This is a genomic window from Pseudomonas sp. NFPP07, from assembly GCF_900115645.1.
Classification (GTDB): domain Bacteria; phylum Pseudomonadota; class Gammaproteobacteria; order Pseudomonadales; family Pseudomonadaceae; genus Aquipseudomonas; species Aquipseudomonas chlororaphis.
This window is the reverse complement of record NZ_FOXG01000003.1, coordinates 516165-530496: the sequence shown is the minus strand read 5'-3', so window position 1 is coordinate 530496 and position 14332 is coordinate 516165. Positions and strand designations below refer to the sequence as shown.

17 protein-coding genes are annotated in these 14332 nt (G+C 60.8%); 9 read left to right on the top strand and 8 right to left on the bottom strand.

Going from position 1 to position 14332, the window contains the following annotated elements:
- The first annotated feature begins 110 nt into the window (after positions 1–110).
- On the top strand, positions 111–530 hold the full coding sequence (locus BM019_RS10550) for a hypothetical protein (RefSeq protein WP_092418204.1): 420 nt from the start codon (positions 111–113) through the stop codon (positions 528–530).
- Positions 531–576: 46 nt separating this feature from the next.
- On the opposite strand, the gene BM019_RS10545 is transcribed toward BM019_RS10550, so the two are convergent.
- Positions 577–1413 (bottom strand): arylamine N-acetyltransferase family protein, encoded by an 837-nt coding sequence (locus BM019_RS10545; protein WP_092418203.1) that lies wholly within the window; start codon positions 1411–1413, stop codon positions 577–579.
- A 188-nt stretch (positions 1414–1601) separates the two neighbouring features.
- Between BM019_RS10545 and BM019_RS10540 the strand changes: the two genes are divergently transcribed.
- Positions 1602–2171, top strand: coding sequence for a GNAT family N-acetyltransferase (locus BM019_RS10540; protein ID WP_092418202.1), 570 nt, complete (start codon positions 1602–1604; stop codon positions 2169–2171).
- A gap of 42 nt (positions 2172–2213) precedes the next feature.
- Here the strand turns inward: BM019_RS10540 and BM019_RS10535 are convergent, their stop codons facing one another.
- Complete coding sequence (locus BM019_RS10535) at positions 2214–3776, bottom strand: sensor domain-containing diguanylate cyclase (protein WP_092418201.1); 1563 nt, start codon at positions 3774–3776, stop codon at positions 2214–2216.
- Positions 3777–4033: 257 nt separating this feature from the next.
- Here BM019_RS10535 and BM019_RS10530 point away from each other — a divergent pair, with 257 nt between their 5' ends.
- The gene (locus tag BM019_RS10530) at positions 4034–4522 is read left to right on the top strand and encodes a hypothetical protein (protein WP_009043006.1); all 489 of its coding nucleotides are present in this window, start codon (positions 4034–4036) and stop codon (positions 4520–4522) included.
- Positions 4523–4573: 51 nt separating this feature from the next.
- On the opposite strand, the gene BM019_RS10525 is transcribed toward BM019_RS10530, so the two are convergent.
- Entirely contained in the window at positions 4574–5428 is an 855-nt protein-coding gene (locus tag BM019_RS10525) for a LysR substrate-binding domain-containing protein (RefSeq protein WP_009043005.1), read from the bottom strand.
- 95 nt (positions 5429–5523) lie between these two features.
- On the opposite strand from BM019_RS10525, the gene BM019_RS10520 reads away from it, so the two are divergent.
- The 3 genes from BM019_RS10520 (at position 5524) to tal (ending at position 8505) form a co-directional block, all read left to right on the top strand.
- Positions 5524–6162 (top strand): FMN-dependent NADH-azoreductase, encoded by a 639-nt coding sequence (locus tag BM019_RS10520; protein ID WP_062823072.1) that lies wholly within the window; start codon positions 5524–5526, stop codon positions 6160–6162.
- Between the two features lie 225 nt (positions 6163–6387).
- Positions 6388–7389, top strand: a complete 1002-nt coding sequence (gene dusA, locus BM019_RS10515) for a tRNA dihydrouridine(20/20a) synthase DusA (protein WP_092418200.1) — start codon at positions 6388–6390, stop codon at positions 7387–7389.
- Between the two features lie 189 nt (positions 7390–7578).
- A complete protein-coding gene (gene tal / locus BM019_RS10510) occupies positions 7579–8505 on the top strand; it encodes a transaldolase (RefSeq protein ID WP_009043002.1) in 927 nt (308 codons plus the stop codon).
- Between the two features lie 74 nt (positions 8506–8579).
- Here the strand turns inward: tal and rssC are convergent, their stop codons facing one another.
- The gene (gene rssC / locus BM019_RS10505; protein ID WP_007926970.1) at positions 8580–9062 is read right to left on the bottom strand and encodes an anti-sigma factor antagonist RssC; all 483 of its coding nucleotides are present in this window, start codon (positions 9060–9062) and stop codon (positions 8580–8582) included.
- Positions 9062–10243, bottom strand: coding sequence for a two-component system response regulator RssB (gene rssB, locus BM019_RS10500; RefSeq protein ID WP_062823089.1), 1182 nt, complete (start codon positions 10241–10243; stop codon positions 9062–9064). Before rssB ends, rssC begins: the two co-directional genes overlap by 1 nt.
- 277 nt (positions 10244–10520) lie before the next feature.
- On the opposite strand from rssB, the gene BM019_RS10495 reads away from it, so the two are divergent.
- Complete coding sequence (locus BM019_RS10495) at positions 10521–10820, top strand: PilZ domain-containing protein (RefSeq protein WP_085530309.1); 300 nt, start codon at positions 10521–10523, stop codon at positions 10818–10820.
- Positions 10821–10877: 57 nt separating this feature from the next.
- Here the strand turns inward: BM019_RS10495 and BM019_RS10490 are convergent, their stop codons facing one another.
- The gene (locus BM019_RS10490) at positions 10878–11561 is read right to left on the bottom strand and encodes an MlaA family lipoprotein (RefSeq protein ID WP_092418199.1); all 684 of its coding nucleotides are present in this window, start codon (positions 11559–11561) and stop codon (positions 10878–10880) included.
- 201 nt (positions 11562–11762) lie between these two features.
- On the opposite strand from BM019_RS10490, the gene BM019_RS10485 reads away from it, so the two are divergent.
- Positions 11763–12383: an HAD superfamily inactivated hydrolase PcrP gene (locus BM019_RS10485; protein WP_085530308.1), complete on the top strand. Its 621-nt coding sequence runs from the start codon at positions 11763–11765 to the stop codon at positions 12381–12383.
- 113 nt (positions 12384–12496) lie between these two features.
- The gene (locus tag BM019_RS10480) at positions 12497–12760 is read left to right on the top strand and encodes a DUF4404 family protein (protein ID WP_007926964.1); all 264 of its coding nucleotides are present in this window, start codon (positions 12497–12499) and stop codon (positions 12758–12760) included.
- Between the two features lie 45 nt (positions 12761–12805).
- Here BM019_RS10480 and queF read toward each other — a convergent pair whose 3' ends face one another.
- On the bottom strand, positions 12806–13636 hold the full coding sequence (queF, locus tag BM019_RS10475) for an NADPH-dependent 7-cyano-7-deazaguanine reductase QueF (protein ID WP_092418198.1): 831 nt from the start codon (positions 13634–13636) through the stop codon (positions 12806–12808).
- 68 nt (positions 13637–13704) lie between these two features.
- Positions 13705–14259, bottom strand: coding sequence for a copper-resistant cuproprotein CopI (locus tag BM019_RS10470; protein WP_092418197.1), 555 nt, complete (start codon positions 14257–14259; stop codon positions 13705–13707).
- Positions 14260–14332: the final 73 nt, after the last annotated feature.

Genomic DNA, 14332 nt, shown 5'->3' with positions numbered 1-14332 from the left:
AGCCCCGCCTTTCACCCCCCCGAACACCGCCCCAGACACCCTGATAGAATCCCCGCCTCCGAGGGCGTCCACCCAGGCAACGCCCTTCGTCTACGCATGGAAGCACTTGAATGAATCATCTATGGCAAACCTTTATCCTCGCCTATGGCAGCTTCCGCACAGTCATAGTGCTACAGAGCTTCGCGGTTGCAGTATTTGGAGCCTGTTTCGCCGATAGCCTGTGGCAAGGGTTCTGGTTTGCCCTTGGGGCATTCGCCTTGTTCGTCAGCGGCGGCCTGCTGTTTGGCTTTCTACCCATGGCGCTGGTGTTTACCCCGTTGTACGCCCTGCTCTGCGCGAAAGGCCTCGCCAATTGGCTCAGCAGCCTGCTGCTGGGGCTGTCAATCGCCGGTGTACTTTGCCTTCACCCGGCCTTGCGCCTGCTGATGCCGCTCTGGCTGCTGGACAGTGCGTTGATTGCTCTACTGACTCACTGGACGTATCGCCGCCAGCTGAAGGATGGTTATGAGCAGACGCCTTTATGGCATTGACCCTGAGCCGCCTCTTTGACACCGAGGAGCCCTGAAGCCGAACCGATCAGGCCGGTTGCGGCAGCGCGAGCAATTCGCCAAGAACCTCTCGCAGCCGCGGATGCTGCGGCACCCGAATGGCGAACTCGTTCTGCAACAGGGCAATCAGCTCGTCGGGGTCGCTGATCTGCCTCCGCTCGCTGTCCTGGCCCAGGCTATGCACGGCGTAACTGCCGTTATTCAGGCTCCGGCGCAGGCCTTCGCCCATCAGCGCGACTTTCAACTGACCGAGAAACGGCGAGTCCTTGTGGGTCGAAACGAACCAGTTGCCCATCTCGTAATCCGCCGCTTCCTGCCGCTGCAGGTCGAACACATAAATCGCCCGCCATTCACCCGCGACCTTGGCGCGCAGGGTGTAGCTGCCGTCACGCTCGGTGATGCGATAGGGCTCATGGGGCGTGGCCTGCTCATCCTCGGTATCGAGCAGCAGCGGCGCGGTGGGCACCATGCCGCCAAAGCCGACATCCGAGACATAGCGCACGCCATCCAGGGTCAGCAGTACCAGGCGATGAGTACGCGCCGGCCAGGCATCTTCCGGCCCGCCCATCACCACTCGCCCGGTAATGCCGCGTGCCTCGTAGCCCAGGTACTGCAACAGCACCTGGTACATCTGGTTGAGCTCGTAGCAGTAGCCACCACGGCCCTCATGCAGGACCTTGCGTTCCACCGAAGCCAGGTCGATCGGCACCGGCACGCGCAACAGGGTCGACAGGCTTTCGAAGGCAAAGGTGCTGGTGTGGCGCAACTGCAGCTCGCGCAAGGTCGCCAGGGTCGGCGGCGGCGCGCTGTCGTAGCCGAGCCGTTGCAGGTAAAGCGCGAAATTCATCAGATGGGGCTGACTCATGGGGTGGTCCTTATGCATGAGGTGTCGCGTATCGGCGCTATGTATAAGCCATTAAAGCCCCGAACCGACAATTGATTTGGCCAATATCCCTGCTCGAAACAGCCCATGAATGGACCTTGCCAAGGCTTAGGTGTCTGCCTGTAATAGACGGCCGAAGCCCACTCCTTCACTGCTGGAAAAAACCTGCCATGGACATACTGGAAGGCCCGCGAATCCTCCTGCGACCGCTGCAACTCTCCGACGCCGACGCCCTGGTCAAGGCCGCCGAGGATGGCGAGCTGTGGAGGCTACCGTTCACCGTGGTGCCGTCCAGCGCGACGGTGGACGACTACCTGCAGATCGCCCTCAGCGGTCGCGACGCCGGTACTGTCCTGCCCTTCGCCACGGTCCTCAAGGCCAGCAACGAGGTGATCGGCTGCACCCGCTTCTGGAAGATCGACCGCAAGAACCGCAAGCTGGAAATCGGCAGCACCTGGATCGCCACACGCTGGCAGAAAACCTTCGTCAACACCGAAGCCAAGTACCTGATGCTGCGCCACGCCTTCGAGATGCTCGACTGTGTACGGGTGCAGTTCACCACCGACGAAATCAATGAAAAGTCGCGCAACGCCATTCTGCGCCTGGGAGCAAAACAGGAAGGCATCGTGCGCCATGAACGGATCATGCCCGATGGCCGCAAGCGCAACTCAGTGCGTTTCAGCATCATCGACGATGAATGGCCCGGCGTGAGGCAACATCTCGAACGCAAGCTGGGCTAACCGGATCAGGACTAAGCGCCCGAAGGCACCGGCAACGAGTTGTCAGCGATCCGAGCGGGCCAACGGTTGGCTGACGCTCTCGATCGCCACCCGATTGCGTCCGGATTTCTTGGCCTGGTACAGCGCGGCATCGGCGTGCTCGAGGAACGCTTCGATGCTGTCGTGCCCGTTCGGCACGAAGCAGTAGCAACCCAGGCTGAGGGTGACTCGCCCAAAGGGCGAGCCGGTATGCGGGATGTTTTTCTCCATGACGCCGCAGCGAATCTGCTCGGCCATGGCCAGCGCCCCTTGCATCTCGGTATCGGGCAACAGGACCACGAATTCCTCCCCGCCATAACGCACCGCCAGGTCGGCCTTGCGCTGACAGCAATCCCTCAGCACCTGCGCCACCTCGGCCAGGCACTGATCCCCGGCGACATGGCCGTAGGTGTCGTTGTAGCGCTTGAAGAAATCGATATCGAGCATGATCAGGCTCAGCGGGCTCGCCTGCCGCCCGCCGCGCCCGAACTCGGTCTCCAGTGCCCGCTCGAGCAGCCGGCGATTGGCCAGGCCGGTCAGGCTGTCATGGGTCGCGATCACCTCCAGCGCCGCCTGCGCGGTCCGCAGGTCGGCCTCGATGCGTTCGCCGTTGCGCACCTGATGCACAAACACCCAGCCGAACAGGCCGATCCCCAGAACCACCAGGGCGACAATGGCGCTGGACTGGTAGGCGCTGGCGTACCAGTCCTTGAGGACCGCATCCTTCGAGCTGGCCGCGCCCACCACCAGTGGGTAAGCCTCCAGCTGCCGATAGCCGTAGAGTCGCATCTTCCTGTCGACCAGCGAACGAATCATCGCAGTACCCGAAGAAGACTCAGGCAAGTACTTGCTGAAAATCTCCCCGCGCGCCAGGGATGCGCCGATCTGCCGCTCCTCCAGCGGACGCCGCGCCAACAGGGTGCCATCGGACAGGGCGAGGAACATGCTGCCGTTGTCATCGATGTCGAAGCCTTTGAAGAACCGGTCGAAATAGGCCAGCCGGATGCCGGCCAGCAGCACGCCTTCGAAATTGCCCTGTTTGTCGTTCAGGCGCCGCGTCAGCGGAATGATCCACTCGCCGTTTTCCCGACTGCGGATTGCAGGCCCGACGTGGGCCAGCAAGGAAGCGTTCTGCTGATGAAAGCGGAAGTAGTCGCGATGGGCCACGCCTGCGCTGCGTGGCAAACGCTCGAAGGAGGTGACCACCCATTGCCCCGCCCGGTCGAACAGGAACAGGCCATGCATCTGTTTGAGCGCTTGCGCCCTCTGCGCAAAGATCTTCTGCAGGAAAGGCTTCTGCTCAGGGCCATAACCATCCTTCTGAATCCAGTCGGCCAGGCTGGCCAGCACTAGGTCGGCCTCGATGAAGGTGTCCTCGGCCTGTTGCGCCATGGCCCGGGTCAGGTTCGACGAGGCGACCTGTGCCCGCGCCATATCGTAGTGATAGGACTGCGCCAGCTGCAGATAAAGCAGGCCGCACAGGCACAGGCAAACCATCGAAATGAATACCACCGCGGCCTTGAGCAGCGGCAGTCGTTTCAAGGTTCGATCGGAGGCATGGTGAGGGTCGTGAATCGGGATAGGCAAAGCATCATCCTGGCAGGGTAAGGCATCCAATGCAGCCGGGCCGGCCAATCCTAAGAGGTAATAGCGGACAATTCAGGGTGGCGTCGTCTGAAAATGTAGAGCATTTTTCTGATGCTCATCAGGGATATATAAAAAACACCCCGTCACAATACAAACATCGGCATCCAGCAGAGGGTCATGAATCGCTGGCCACCCTCCGCCAAGGTAAAGTACCTTCCGAAACTACACTTACCCTCACATCACGATAGGAAGTCGGAATGAGTAAGGTCGATGAACTCGCCGCAAGGCTGAAACAAAAACAGGACAGCTGGGCCAAGGAAGACATCTCGGCAGACAAGGCCATCGAGCTGTGGCCTGCACAGGTCTATGAGATGTACCACCAGGTCGAGACCTGGCTGACTCCACTTTCAGAGGTCGGGCTGAATATCCGGCGCGTCCCCACTCGCGTGTTCGAGAGCCACCCCTCTGGCGCCACCTTCAACTATGCCATCGATCAACTGCTGATCGAGGGCAACCACCAGAGCATCCTCCTCGACCCCATCGCCCGCTTCACCACGGGTGGCGCCGGGCGTGTCGAAATCCACGGCAAAGGCCCTGAACGCTACCTGCTGCGCAACGGCAGCGAACATGGAGAGGGGCACTGGCTGATCCAGACGGTTCCCGGCTCCGGTAAATCCAGGCCGGACCCGCTCGAACTCAATGAAGACACCTTGTTGTCCGTGATCCAGGAAGGCCTGGACCTCTGAACTCCGCTCAAGCGACTGCCCCTCGGGCAGTCGCGCCCCTGAAGCCGACGGCTAGAGCCGCCGCGCCGCACAATACGCCACTATCACCTGGGACAACGCAGCCACTATGCCCTGATCGGCATCCTTGGCCGTGAACAGCCGAAACTCCGCGTCAGGCAGTACCGGCAAACCATGCTCCACCCCCAATACCGCAAGCCCTTGCCCCAGCTGGCTGGTGGCTATCGGCGCCACCGCGAACCCGGACAGGGCCGCCGTGCGCAACGCCGCGGTGCTCGAGCAAAGCATTGCCGTGCGCTGGGCGATTCCCGCTTGCGCCAGATGCTGCAGGGCTACCGCCCGATAAGGGCATGGCTCGGGAAACAGCGCCAGTGGCAGCGGAGTCGGCAAGCGGCCGACCAGATACGCGGAACTGGCCCATACCAACGGCTCCTGCCACAACAGCAGGCCCGGCTCACGGGTTTCACACAGCGAACCTATGACCACCTCAAGACCGCCCTGCTGCATACGCTCCAGCAGCGTGCCGGGAATATTCACCTGTATATCGATTTCCATGCCCGGGTACTGCGCCGCGAACTCCTGCAAAAGGCGCAGCAGGCGGGGCTCGACAAAATCCTCGGACATGCCGATCCGCACCCGGCCGTGAAACGGCGAACGCGTCAGCTCGGCCCAGGCATCGCGGTTCAAGGCGAGGATGGCTCGCGCATAGGCCATCAGGCGCTCGCCATCGGCAGTCAAGTGCTGGGAACGCGTGGTACGGGTCAGCAGCGGCTTGCCGACCTGCTCTTCCAGGCGTCGCAGATGCCCGCTGACCGCCGACTGCGTCAGGTGCAGCCGTTCGGCGGCACGGCTGAAGCCATCCTCGTCCACCACTGTTACAAAGGTCTTGAGTAACAGAACATCGAACATATAAAGATACGTGATCAATCAGCCATTTATTTACGATTTATATTCCGCAAAGCGCTATGTTGCAATGCCCGGCATTCCTCATCCGAGATGCCGTCATGACCCGCCTGCTGCATATCCAATGCTCCCCCCGCAAAGAACGCTCCGCCTCGCAACAAATCGCCCGAGGTTTTATCGACCGCTATCAGACCCACCATCCACACACCGAAGTCAGCACCCTGGACCTGTGGAGCCTGGACCTGCCGGAATTCGACCAGCACGCCATGGACGCCAAGTACGCCGGCCTGCAAGGCATGGCCCTGTCCCCTGACCAGCAAGGCGCCTGGAACACCCTCGAAACCCTCGCTGCCCACCTGCACCACGCCGATCTGCTGGTACTTTCCGTCCCCCTGTGGAACTACAGCATCCCCTACAAGCTCAAGCACTTCATCGACCTGGTCACACAGAAAGACATCCTCTTCAGCTTCACCGCCGAACACGGCCTGCGCGGCCTGCTGCACAACAAAACCGCGGTCGTCGCCTACGCCCGCGGCCTCGACTTCTCGCCGCTATCCGACACGCCTGCGGAACGCTTTGACTTCCAGAAGCCCTACGTCGAGGCCTGGTTGAAGTTCGTTGGCGTCACCCAGGTCCACGCGCTGATCGTGGAAAAGACCATCCTGGGGCATGAGGTGGATCAGGTGGCGCGGCAAGAGGCCGGGAATCGGGCCAGGGAGCTGGCGGACAGCTTCAAGTGATTCAAATGCAGCGAACATTCGCCTCGCCATGCGGCTATCGAATCACACACAAAAGCGGGCGACCTTAAGATCGCCCGCTTTTTATTAGCCTGCCGCTGTTCATACAACCGATCGGAATATAGGAACCGAAGACCCTTCATCTTCCTGGTACGCGCGCCCTTGCAACCCCGGAACTCCATTCCTGATAAACTTCCCCTCCTTCGCCTCACCCATCCAGATTGCCCAATGCTCTTATCTCCTGCTCCAACTGCCTCGCCAGCCCTCTCCCGCCGCTTTTCCGTGGCACCGATGATGGACTGGACTGATAGGCACTGCCGCTTCTTCCTGCGCCTGCTGTCCAAGCACGCCCTGCTCTACACCGAGATGGTCACCACCGGTGCGTTGCTCAATGGCGATCATGAGCGTTTTCTGCGTCACGACGAGTCCGAGCATCCCCTGGCGTTGCAGTTGGGTGGCAGTACGCCGGCGGATCTGGCGGCTTGCGCGAGGATGGCGCAGGAGCATGGTTACGACGAGGTGAACCTCAACGTCGGCTGCCCGAGCGATCGGGTGCAGAACAATATGATCGGCGCGTGCCTGATGGGGCATCCGGGCCTGGTGGCCGATTGCGTGAAGGCGATGCGCGATGCGGTGAGCATTCCGGTGACGGTCAAGCATCGGATCGGCATCAATGGCCGCGACAGTTATGAAGAGCTGTGCGATTTCGTCGGCCAGGTGCGGGAGGCTGGGTGCACCAGTTTTACCGTGCATGCGCGGATTGCGATTCTCGAAGGGCTGTCGCCGAAGGAAAACCGCGATATTCCTCCTCTGCGTTATGACGTAGCTGCACAGTTGAAAGCGGATTTCCCCGAGCTGGAGATCGTCCTCAACGGCGGCATCAAGACCCTGGAGGCCTGCCATGAGCATCTACAGACTTTCGACGGGGTGATGCTGGGCCGCGAGGCCTATCACAACCCTTACCTGCTGGCGGAGGTGGATCAGCAGTTGTTCGGCAGCAGCGCACCGGTGATTTCCCGGGCCGAGGCGCTGACACAATTGCGACCTTATATCGCCAGGCACCTGGCCACGGGCGGCGCCATGCACCACATCACTCGCCATGTATTGGGGCTGGGCACCGGTTTTCCGGGGGCGCGCAAGTTCCGCCAGTTGCTCTCGGTGGACATTCACAAGGCCAAGGATCCGCTGGCGCTGCTGGATCAGGCCGGGCAGTTGCTCGAAGGTCGCTAACGGTCGCTCGGGTTGAACCTGATGGGTGTTTTGGCATCGTAGTAAACGGATAGCGCCCCAGCATTCAAACACCTGTTTTTCAGGTTGTTGCCCTTGGGGCTCGTTTAGGCATCCGGTTACGTATTCGCGCCCTTGAGCGGCTGTCAGCGCTCGGGTAATGTCAACAGACCCACAGGACAGAGCACACTCATGACTTCCAAGCTGGAACAACTCAAGCAGTTCACCACCGTGGTTGCCGACACCGGTGACTTCGACGCTATCGCCCGGGTCAAACCGGTAGACGCCACCACCAATCCTTCCCTGTTGCTCAAGGCCGCGGCCATTCCGGGTTACGCCGAGCTGCTGAACGCCTGCGTCAGTGACGTCAAGGGCGATGTCGGCCTGGCCAGCGACCGTTTTGGCGTCGCAGTGGGCAAAGAAATCCTGAAACTGATCCCCGGCCGCATTTCCACCGAAGTGGATGCCCGCCTGTCGTTCGACACCGATGCCATGCTCAAGCGCGCCCATCGCCTGATCGAGCTGTACGACAAGGCCGGCATCGGCCGTGACCGTGTACTGATCAAGATCGCCTCCACCTGGGAAGGCATCCGCGCCGCCGAGCAGCTGGAACGCGAAGGCATCCAGACCAACCTGACCCTGCTGTTTTCCTTCGCCCAGGCGATCGCCTGCGCCGAGGCCGGGGTGTTCCTGATCTCGCCGTTCGTGGGCCGCATCTACGACTGGTACAAGAAAGCCAGCGGCAACGACTACACCGGCGCCGACGATCCGGGCGTGCAGTCGGTGACCCGCATCTACAACTACTACAAGGCCAATGACTACAAGACCGTGGTCATGGGTGCCAGCTTCCGCAACCTGAACCAGATCGAGCAACTGGCCGGCTGCGACCGCCTGACCATCAGCCCGGACCTGATCGAGAAACTGGCCGCCGACACCGGCAAGCTGGAGCGCAAACTGGCGCCGGGCCATGCTGGCGAAGCCCGCCAGAGCCTGAACGAAGCGCAGTTCCGCTGGGCCTCCAACGAAGACGCCATGGCCACCGAAAAACTGGCCGAAGGCATCCGTCAGTTCGCCCGCGACCAGGAAAAACTCGAGGCACTGCTGGCCGCCAAGCTCTGATCGAGCGAGCGCCAACGCAAAAAGGGCGAACCCTCACGGGTTCGCCCTTTTTTATCTGCTGCCGCTTTATGGGATCAGTTGCGTTCCAGGGCATTCACCAGATCGTGGAAAGCCTCGCGGTTGGAGTCGTTCAAGCCCATGAGGATCTTGTGCGCCTCCAGCACCTTGAGCCGCACCACCTCTTCCGACTGGTCCTGGGATGGCAAGTCGGTCAGGCATTCCGGGCATGGGATCGGACGATCAACGATGTTGAACACCTGATCGAAGCCCATGGACTGCAGTAGTCGGGTGATGTCTTCGTGGGTGGTGACGACGGTCGGCAACAGGCCGACCTTCTGCCGCGACAGGATCGACAGCTTGGCCAGCAGGCCCAGGGTGGTGCTGTCGATACTGCGGGTTTCGGTCAGGTCGATCACGATCGCCGAGAAGTTCAGCGCCGTGAAGATCCGCTCAATAGTCGCATCCAGCGCCGAACACAGGGTCAGGCGCACTTCACCGATAAACTTCAGGACAAAGGTGCCGTCCTGCTCGGCGAACTGGATTCTACCGGTACTCATTAAAGATTCCTGCTCAACACCAACAGGGCGATATCATCCGGCATCTCCCCTAGCGTGGCCAATCCAAAAACCTGCCGCAGACCATCCAGGCTGCCGCCGGCCGTTCTCACCCGATCAGGTAAGGCGGCCTCTTTCTCTTTGAGTGTGGGTTCCGGCAAAAGGTCCAGAATGCCATCAGACATCAGCGTCAAGCTGAAGCTCGGAGGCAGTTCCAGAATGTGGTCTTCATAGGTGGCTTCATTGAACAAGCCTACCGGCAGACCCCGCCCTTCCAGGTAACGCACACTGTCTGGCGTGTACAACACAGGCAATGGCAGGTGTCCGCCAATGCTATAGGTCAACAAGCCCGTCTCCTCGTCGATGACGCCACCGACCATTGTCACGTGTTTGCCCAGCTTACAGCTGATCAGGCCACGGTTGATATGGCCCAGGACTTCCGACGGCTTGAATTCCGGCAAAGTGCCGTTGCGCTTGGACTCGAACAGCAAGCGCGTGGTCATGAACTTGAGCAGCACCGTGACAAAGGCCGAAGACGCGCCATGCCCGGAAACATCCGCCAGGTAAAAGGCTACGCGGCGCTCGTCGACACGAAAGTAGTCGACGAAATCGCCGGACAGGTACAACGACGGAATGATCTGGTGCGCGAACTTGAACTCATCGATGGTCCATGGGCTCACCGGCAGCATGTTCATCTGCACCTGGCGCCCGGCGTTCTGATCTTCCTGCAGCAGGCTCAGGCTGGCTTCGAGCTCGCGGTTGGCGGCTTCCAGCTTCTCCCGGTAGCGCTGGTTTTCCAGCAGCAGGCGCGCGCGATCCAGGGCCCGGCGCACCGAGTGCTCCAGCACCGCGAGGTCTTCCAGCGGCTTGATCAGGTAGTCCGCCGCGCCCAGGCGCAGGGCCTCGACGGCATCGTTCATCACACCGGCACCGGAAACCACGATGACCGGGGTTTGCGGTTCGATGTCGGTTACCTGACGGATAAGTTCGAGGCCGCCCATCTGCGGCATGCGCAGATCGCAGATCACCAAGTCGGGCTTTTCCTGCTCGAACACCTGAAGTCCCTGCTGACCGTTACTGGCCTGCAGGACGCTGAAGCCACTGTCTTCCAAATAGGCCGCGAGGCTCGCGCGCACTACTTCGTCGTCATCGATTATCAGCAGCGTGGCACTGGTTTTTGGCATGTGGGCAAACGGCGCCAGAATTAGGTTGGCGTAGGTGGCTGGGCACGAGGCCTGGACACACACTACTGGATTCGCTTTCTAGCCACTCTGGAAATGGAGTCAGGGCCCGTAGCCCTGCACGCTCGACCATCAGAGGTGCCCTTCTAAGGCGCAGACGGTACTCCCATCCGCGGGGCGTTTCAAGCTCATGCCGATGGTCGCTGGACGTCTTTACACCTCAAATCACCGGGAGTTATAAGAACAGGCAAATCCGCAACTTAAACGCAGGTTGGAGCCTATGAGCCCAAACGATCGTGACTACAGTGAAAAGCGCGATTACATCCGCATGCGAGTGGATGCAGAGGTCACGCTGATCCACCAGGGCCAGGTGATTGCGGCCGTCTGCATCGACCTTTCCAGCAGTGGCATGCAGGTTCAGGCTCCGCGCTCATTTAAGGTCGGCGACCAGCTCAGCGTGCGTATCGATTCCGAGCACGCCGCCCTCAGGGGACTGGAAGCGGACACCGAGGTGGTCTGGGTCACCGAGCTGGAAGGCAACGGCCAGAAACTTGGCCTTACAATCCTGAAGATGGACTGATTCTAAGATCAACAAAAAAGGCGGCCCCAAGGGCCGCCTTTTTCATGGACAGGTCGCTTAAAAATCGTCTTCGACCTTGCCGTCCTTGACCTTGAATTCGCGGTTCTGCAGGTACGCATTGCGAATGAAGGTGTACTTGTCGCCACTGATCAGCTTCTCGCTCGACAGCAGGCTGGCGCGGGTGTCGACAAGGTCCAGGGCAAACGCGCTGTTGCGCACTGGCACGTCATTCACATAACGGTAAGGTTCGGTGAAGCTGTCCACATACTTGGCCGGCGCATCGCGCAGGGTGCTCGGCCCGAAGAATGGCAGCATCACATAAGGACCGCTGCCGACGCCCCAGTAACCGAGGGTCTGGCCGAAGTCTTCATCGTTACGCTGCAAGCCCATCTTGGTGCTCACATCGAAGAAACCCGCCACACCGATGGTGGTGTTCATCAACAGCCGCGCAGTGTCGACGGCAGCGGCATGGGGCTTGGCTTGCAGGATATCGTTGGCCAGGTTGCCGACATCACCGATATTACGGAAGAAGTTGTGAATGCCGTCTTCGAGAAATTGCGGCGTTACTGCCTGATAACCTTGCGCCAGAGGTTTCAGCGCATAGGTGTCGATGGTGTCGTTGAACGTGAAGATCGGGCGGTTGATGCTTTCCCACGGATCGTCTTCCGCAGCGTGGGCCAAAACCGGCACCAGCAGCATGCCGGCACACATAAGCTGAGCGAGACAATTGCTCCAGCGCATAGCAGAAACTCCTTGGATTGTACTGTCGCGGGCGCTATGCCCTGGCGGTAAGCGCGCTAGTATAAGTCGGATATATCCATTTATGCAGCACTGGTGCAGTGCTTCGCCCTCTCCCCCTCGTTTGCATGGCCTGTTCACAGGGATGTCATCCAACGGTCATCTGTCGTCGATACTCTTGCAAGGTATTTCAGGGACGTCACGATGCCTCACGCCGAAGCCTTGCCTGTATCCGCCCCCACCTTGACCGCCGTGCTCTTTGGCCTCAGCGGTTGCCTGGTGGATTTCGGCGCGCGGATGCGCCTGCACAGCGCCGACCACCCGGTCCTGGAACAGGCCCACGCCACTCACGGCGCCCTGGACATTCTGCACAGCCTGCAACATCAAGGCGTGCCTTGCGCCTGGCTCGACGAGTTGCCCGCCACCCTCAGCCAGCACCTGGCAAGCTCACTACCCGACTGGCTCACCCCCTGCCCCAACACAGGCTCCCGCTGGCCGGCTCCCGATGCCTGCTGGCAGGCGCTGATGGCCCTGAATGTCAGCCGCCTGGACGGCTGCGTGCTGGTCAGCGGCGAACCGCGCCTGCTGCAATCGGGCCTCAACGCCGGCCTGTGGACCATCGGCCTGGCGTCCTGCGGTTCGCTCTGCGGCATGAGCCCGACGCAATGGCAGGCACTGAGCCAACAGGAGCGCGAGCTCAAGCGTGGCAAGGCCACCCTGCATCTATTCAGCCTCGGCGTGCACTCGGTGATCGACCATCTTGGCGAGTTGCCAACCTGCCTGGCCGACATCGGCCAGCGTCGCCAGAAAGGTGAAAAACCCTGACTTGATCAAGATCATGCACATTGCCCGCGAGTGGATTACGCTAAGGCTCAGACATGGACCTTTAGCGAATCGGCGCGGTCCATGGCTGAGCCTATCAATGAAGGGAGAACGCCATGCCTGCCCGCGAACTGCAAGAACAGCTCAATACCCTGCGCGAGCAATTGGAGCAGAACCCACCGCTTTCGGAAGCAGAACGCGCCAATCTGCAGGAATTGATGCAACAGATCGAGCTCGAGCTCAAACTGGAAAACGCCACCCAGGACACCAGCCTGGCCGACGGGGTCAACCTCGCCGTCGAACGCTTCGAGCTTGAGCACCCCGCCATTGCCGGCACCTTGCGCAACATCGTGCAAACCCTCGGCAACATGGGGATTTAACCCCTTACAGACAAAAAAGCCCCGCTACCAGAGCGGGGCTTTTCATTACTGGCGAACCAGGCGGAAGTTGGCGAAACTCGCGGTTTCGGTGCTGCGATACGGGTTGATGTCCAGGCCACCACGACGCACATACCGCGCATACACCGTCAGCTTCTCCGGCTGCAGCAAGCGCTGCAGGTCGAGGAAGATCCGCTCCACGCATTGCTCATGGAAGTCCGAGTGCTGGCGGAAGCTCACCAGGTAGGCCAGCAGGCTGGCGTGGTCCAGCGCCGGACCACGGTACTCCACCACCACGCTGCCCCAGTCCGGCTGGCTGGTGACCGGGCAATTGGATTTGAGCAGATGGCTGTGCACGCTCTCCTCGACGATCCGCGACCTGTCGCACTGCAGCAGCTCCGGACGCGGGTGTTCATAGCTGCTGACGCTGATGTCCAGCTCATCGATGCAGGTGCCCGGCAAGGCCACCACACCTTCCGCCTCCACTTCGCCCAGGCTGCGGATGCGCACGCCCACCGGCTTGCCGGCCGCCGCTGAGAGGTCGGCACGCAAGGTTTCTTCCAGGCTCCGGCGATCCGCGAATGGAGTCTGGTTCAGCGAGTTGAGGTACAGCTTGAACGACTTCGATTCGATGATGTTCGGCGAGTCCGCCGGAATGCTGAACTCGGCGATGGCTACCACTGGCTTGCCGGAGGGCAACAGCCAGGACAGCTCGAAGCAGTTCCAGAAGTCCACGCCTTTATAAGGCAGAGTGTCGGCGCTCAGGCCCAACTCGGCCCATTTTGCCGCCCGCGGGATCGGGAACAGCAAGGATGGCGTGTAGGTGGAGACGTATTCACTGGACTTGCCCAGCGGCGAATGTTCGGCTGCGGGATGCATGGCGGAAACCTGACTGAAGAATCAGGCGATTCTATCAGTCTTTGCCTCCGCCTTTGAGCCCCAGGCGCTTACTGGCTGACCGTCAGCTTGCCGACCATGCCTGCCTGATAGTGCCCCGGGATATTGCAGGCGAACTCCAGGCTGCCGGCCTTGCTGAAGGTCCAGGTCAGCTCAGCGGTCTTGCCTGGCTCCACCAGCACGCTGTTCGGGTCGTCGTGCTTCATGCCGGGCATCGCGCCATGGCCCATGGCGGCGTGATCCATGGCCCCGGCGGGCATGCTCTTCATCGCGGTGGGCGTGAGCATGCCGCTCTGCTGCATCTTCAGCATTTCCTGCTGGTGTTCGGCATGCATGCTCGCGGTGCCGAGATTGAGCTCATGCAGCAACTGGCCCTTGTTGATCAAGACGAAACGCACGGTCTCGCCAGCCTTGATGTCCAGGCTCCTGGGGGTGTAGGACATGTCGTTCATGACCAGTTCCACCGTACGTGTCGCCTTGGCCGCCGGGGCCGCCTGACCGAAATCGTAGGTCTGCGCCGGCGACGCCCAGGCCGGCACATTCAACGCCAGCAGGCACGCGGCCACCGCCAATGAACGAGGTAAAACACCCTTGGGCAAAAACATAATCGCACTCCAACAAGATGAGGTTCAGCTTGTGTGAAACTCTAAGGCCGCACCGCTGCCAGCCAGCTGACTG

Coding starts and splice junctions, on each gene's coding strand:
- BM019_RS10520 (WP_062823072.1), top strand. CDS start 5,524: ATGACCCGCCTGCTGCATATCCAATGCTCCCCCCGCAAAGAACGCTCC.
- BM019_RS10485 (WP_085530308.1), top strand. CDS start 11,763: ATGCCTCACGCCGAAGCCTTGCCTGTATCCGCCCCCACCTTGACCGCC.
- queF (WP_092418198.1), bottom strand. CDS start 13,636: ATGCATCCCGCAGCCGAACATTCGCCGCTGGGCAAGTCCAGTGAATAC.
- BM019_RS10470 (WP_092418197.1), bottom strand. CDS start 14,259: ATGTTTTTGCCCAAGGGTGTTTTACCTCGTTCATTGGCGGTGGCCGCG.
- BM019_RS10550 (WP_092418204.1), top strand. CDS start 111: ATGAATCATCTATGGCAAACCTTTATCCTCGCCTATGGCAGCTTCCGC.
- BM019_RS10495 (WP_085530309.1), top strand. CDS start 10,521: ATGAGCCCAAACGATCGTGACTACAGTGAAAAGCGCGATTACATCCGC.
- BM019_RS10530 (WP_009043006.1), top strand. CDS start 4,034: ATGAGTAAGGTCGATGAACTCGCCGCAAGGCTGAAACAAAAACAGGAC.
- tal (WP_009043002.1), top strand. CDS start 7,579: ATGACTTCCAAGCTGGAACAACTCAAGCAGTTCACCACCGTGGTTGCC.
- BM019_RS10480 (WP_007926964.1), top strand. CDS start 12,497: ATGCCTGCCCGCGAACTGCAAGAACAGCTCAATACCCTGCGCGAGCAA.
- rssC (WP_007926970.1), bottom strand. CDS start 9,062: ATGAGTACCGGTAGAATCCAGTTCGCCGAGCAGGACGGCACCTTTGTC.
- BM019_RS10545 (WP_092418203.1), bottom strand. CDS start 1,413: ATGAGTCAGCCCCATCTGATGAATTTCGCGCTTTACCTGCAACGGCTC.
- BM019_RS10525 (WP_009043005.1), bottom strand. CDS start 5,428: ATGTTCGATGTTCTGTTACTCAAGACCTTTGTAACAGTGGTGGACGAG.
- rssB (WP_062823089.1), bottom strand. CDS start 10,243: ATGCCAAAAACCAGTGCCACGCTGCTGATAATCGATGACGACGAAGTA.
- dusA (WP_092418200.1), top strand. CDS start 6,388: ATGCTCTTATCTCCTGCTCCAACTGCCTCGCCAGCCCTCTCCCGCCGC.
- BM019_RS10540 (WP_092418202.1), top strand. CDS start 1,602: ATGGACATACTGGAAGGCCCGCGAATCCTCCTGCGACCGCTGCAACTC.
- BM019_RS10490 (WP_092418199.1), bottom strand. CDS start 11,561: ATGCGCTGGAGCAATTGTCTCGCTCAGCTTATGTGTGCCGGCATGCTG.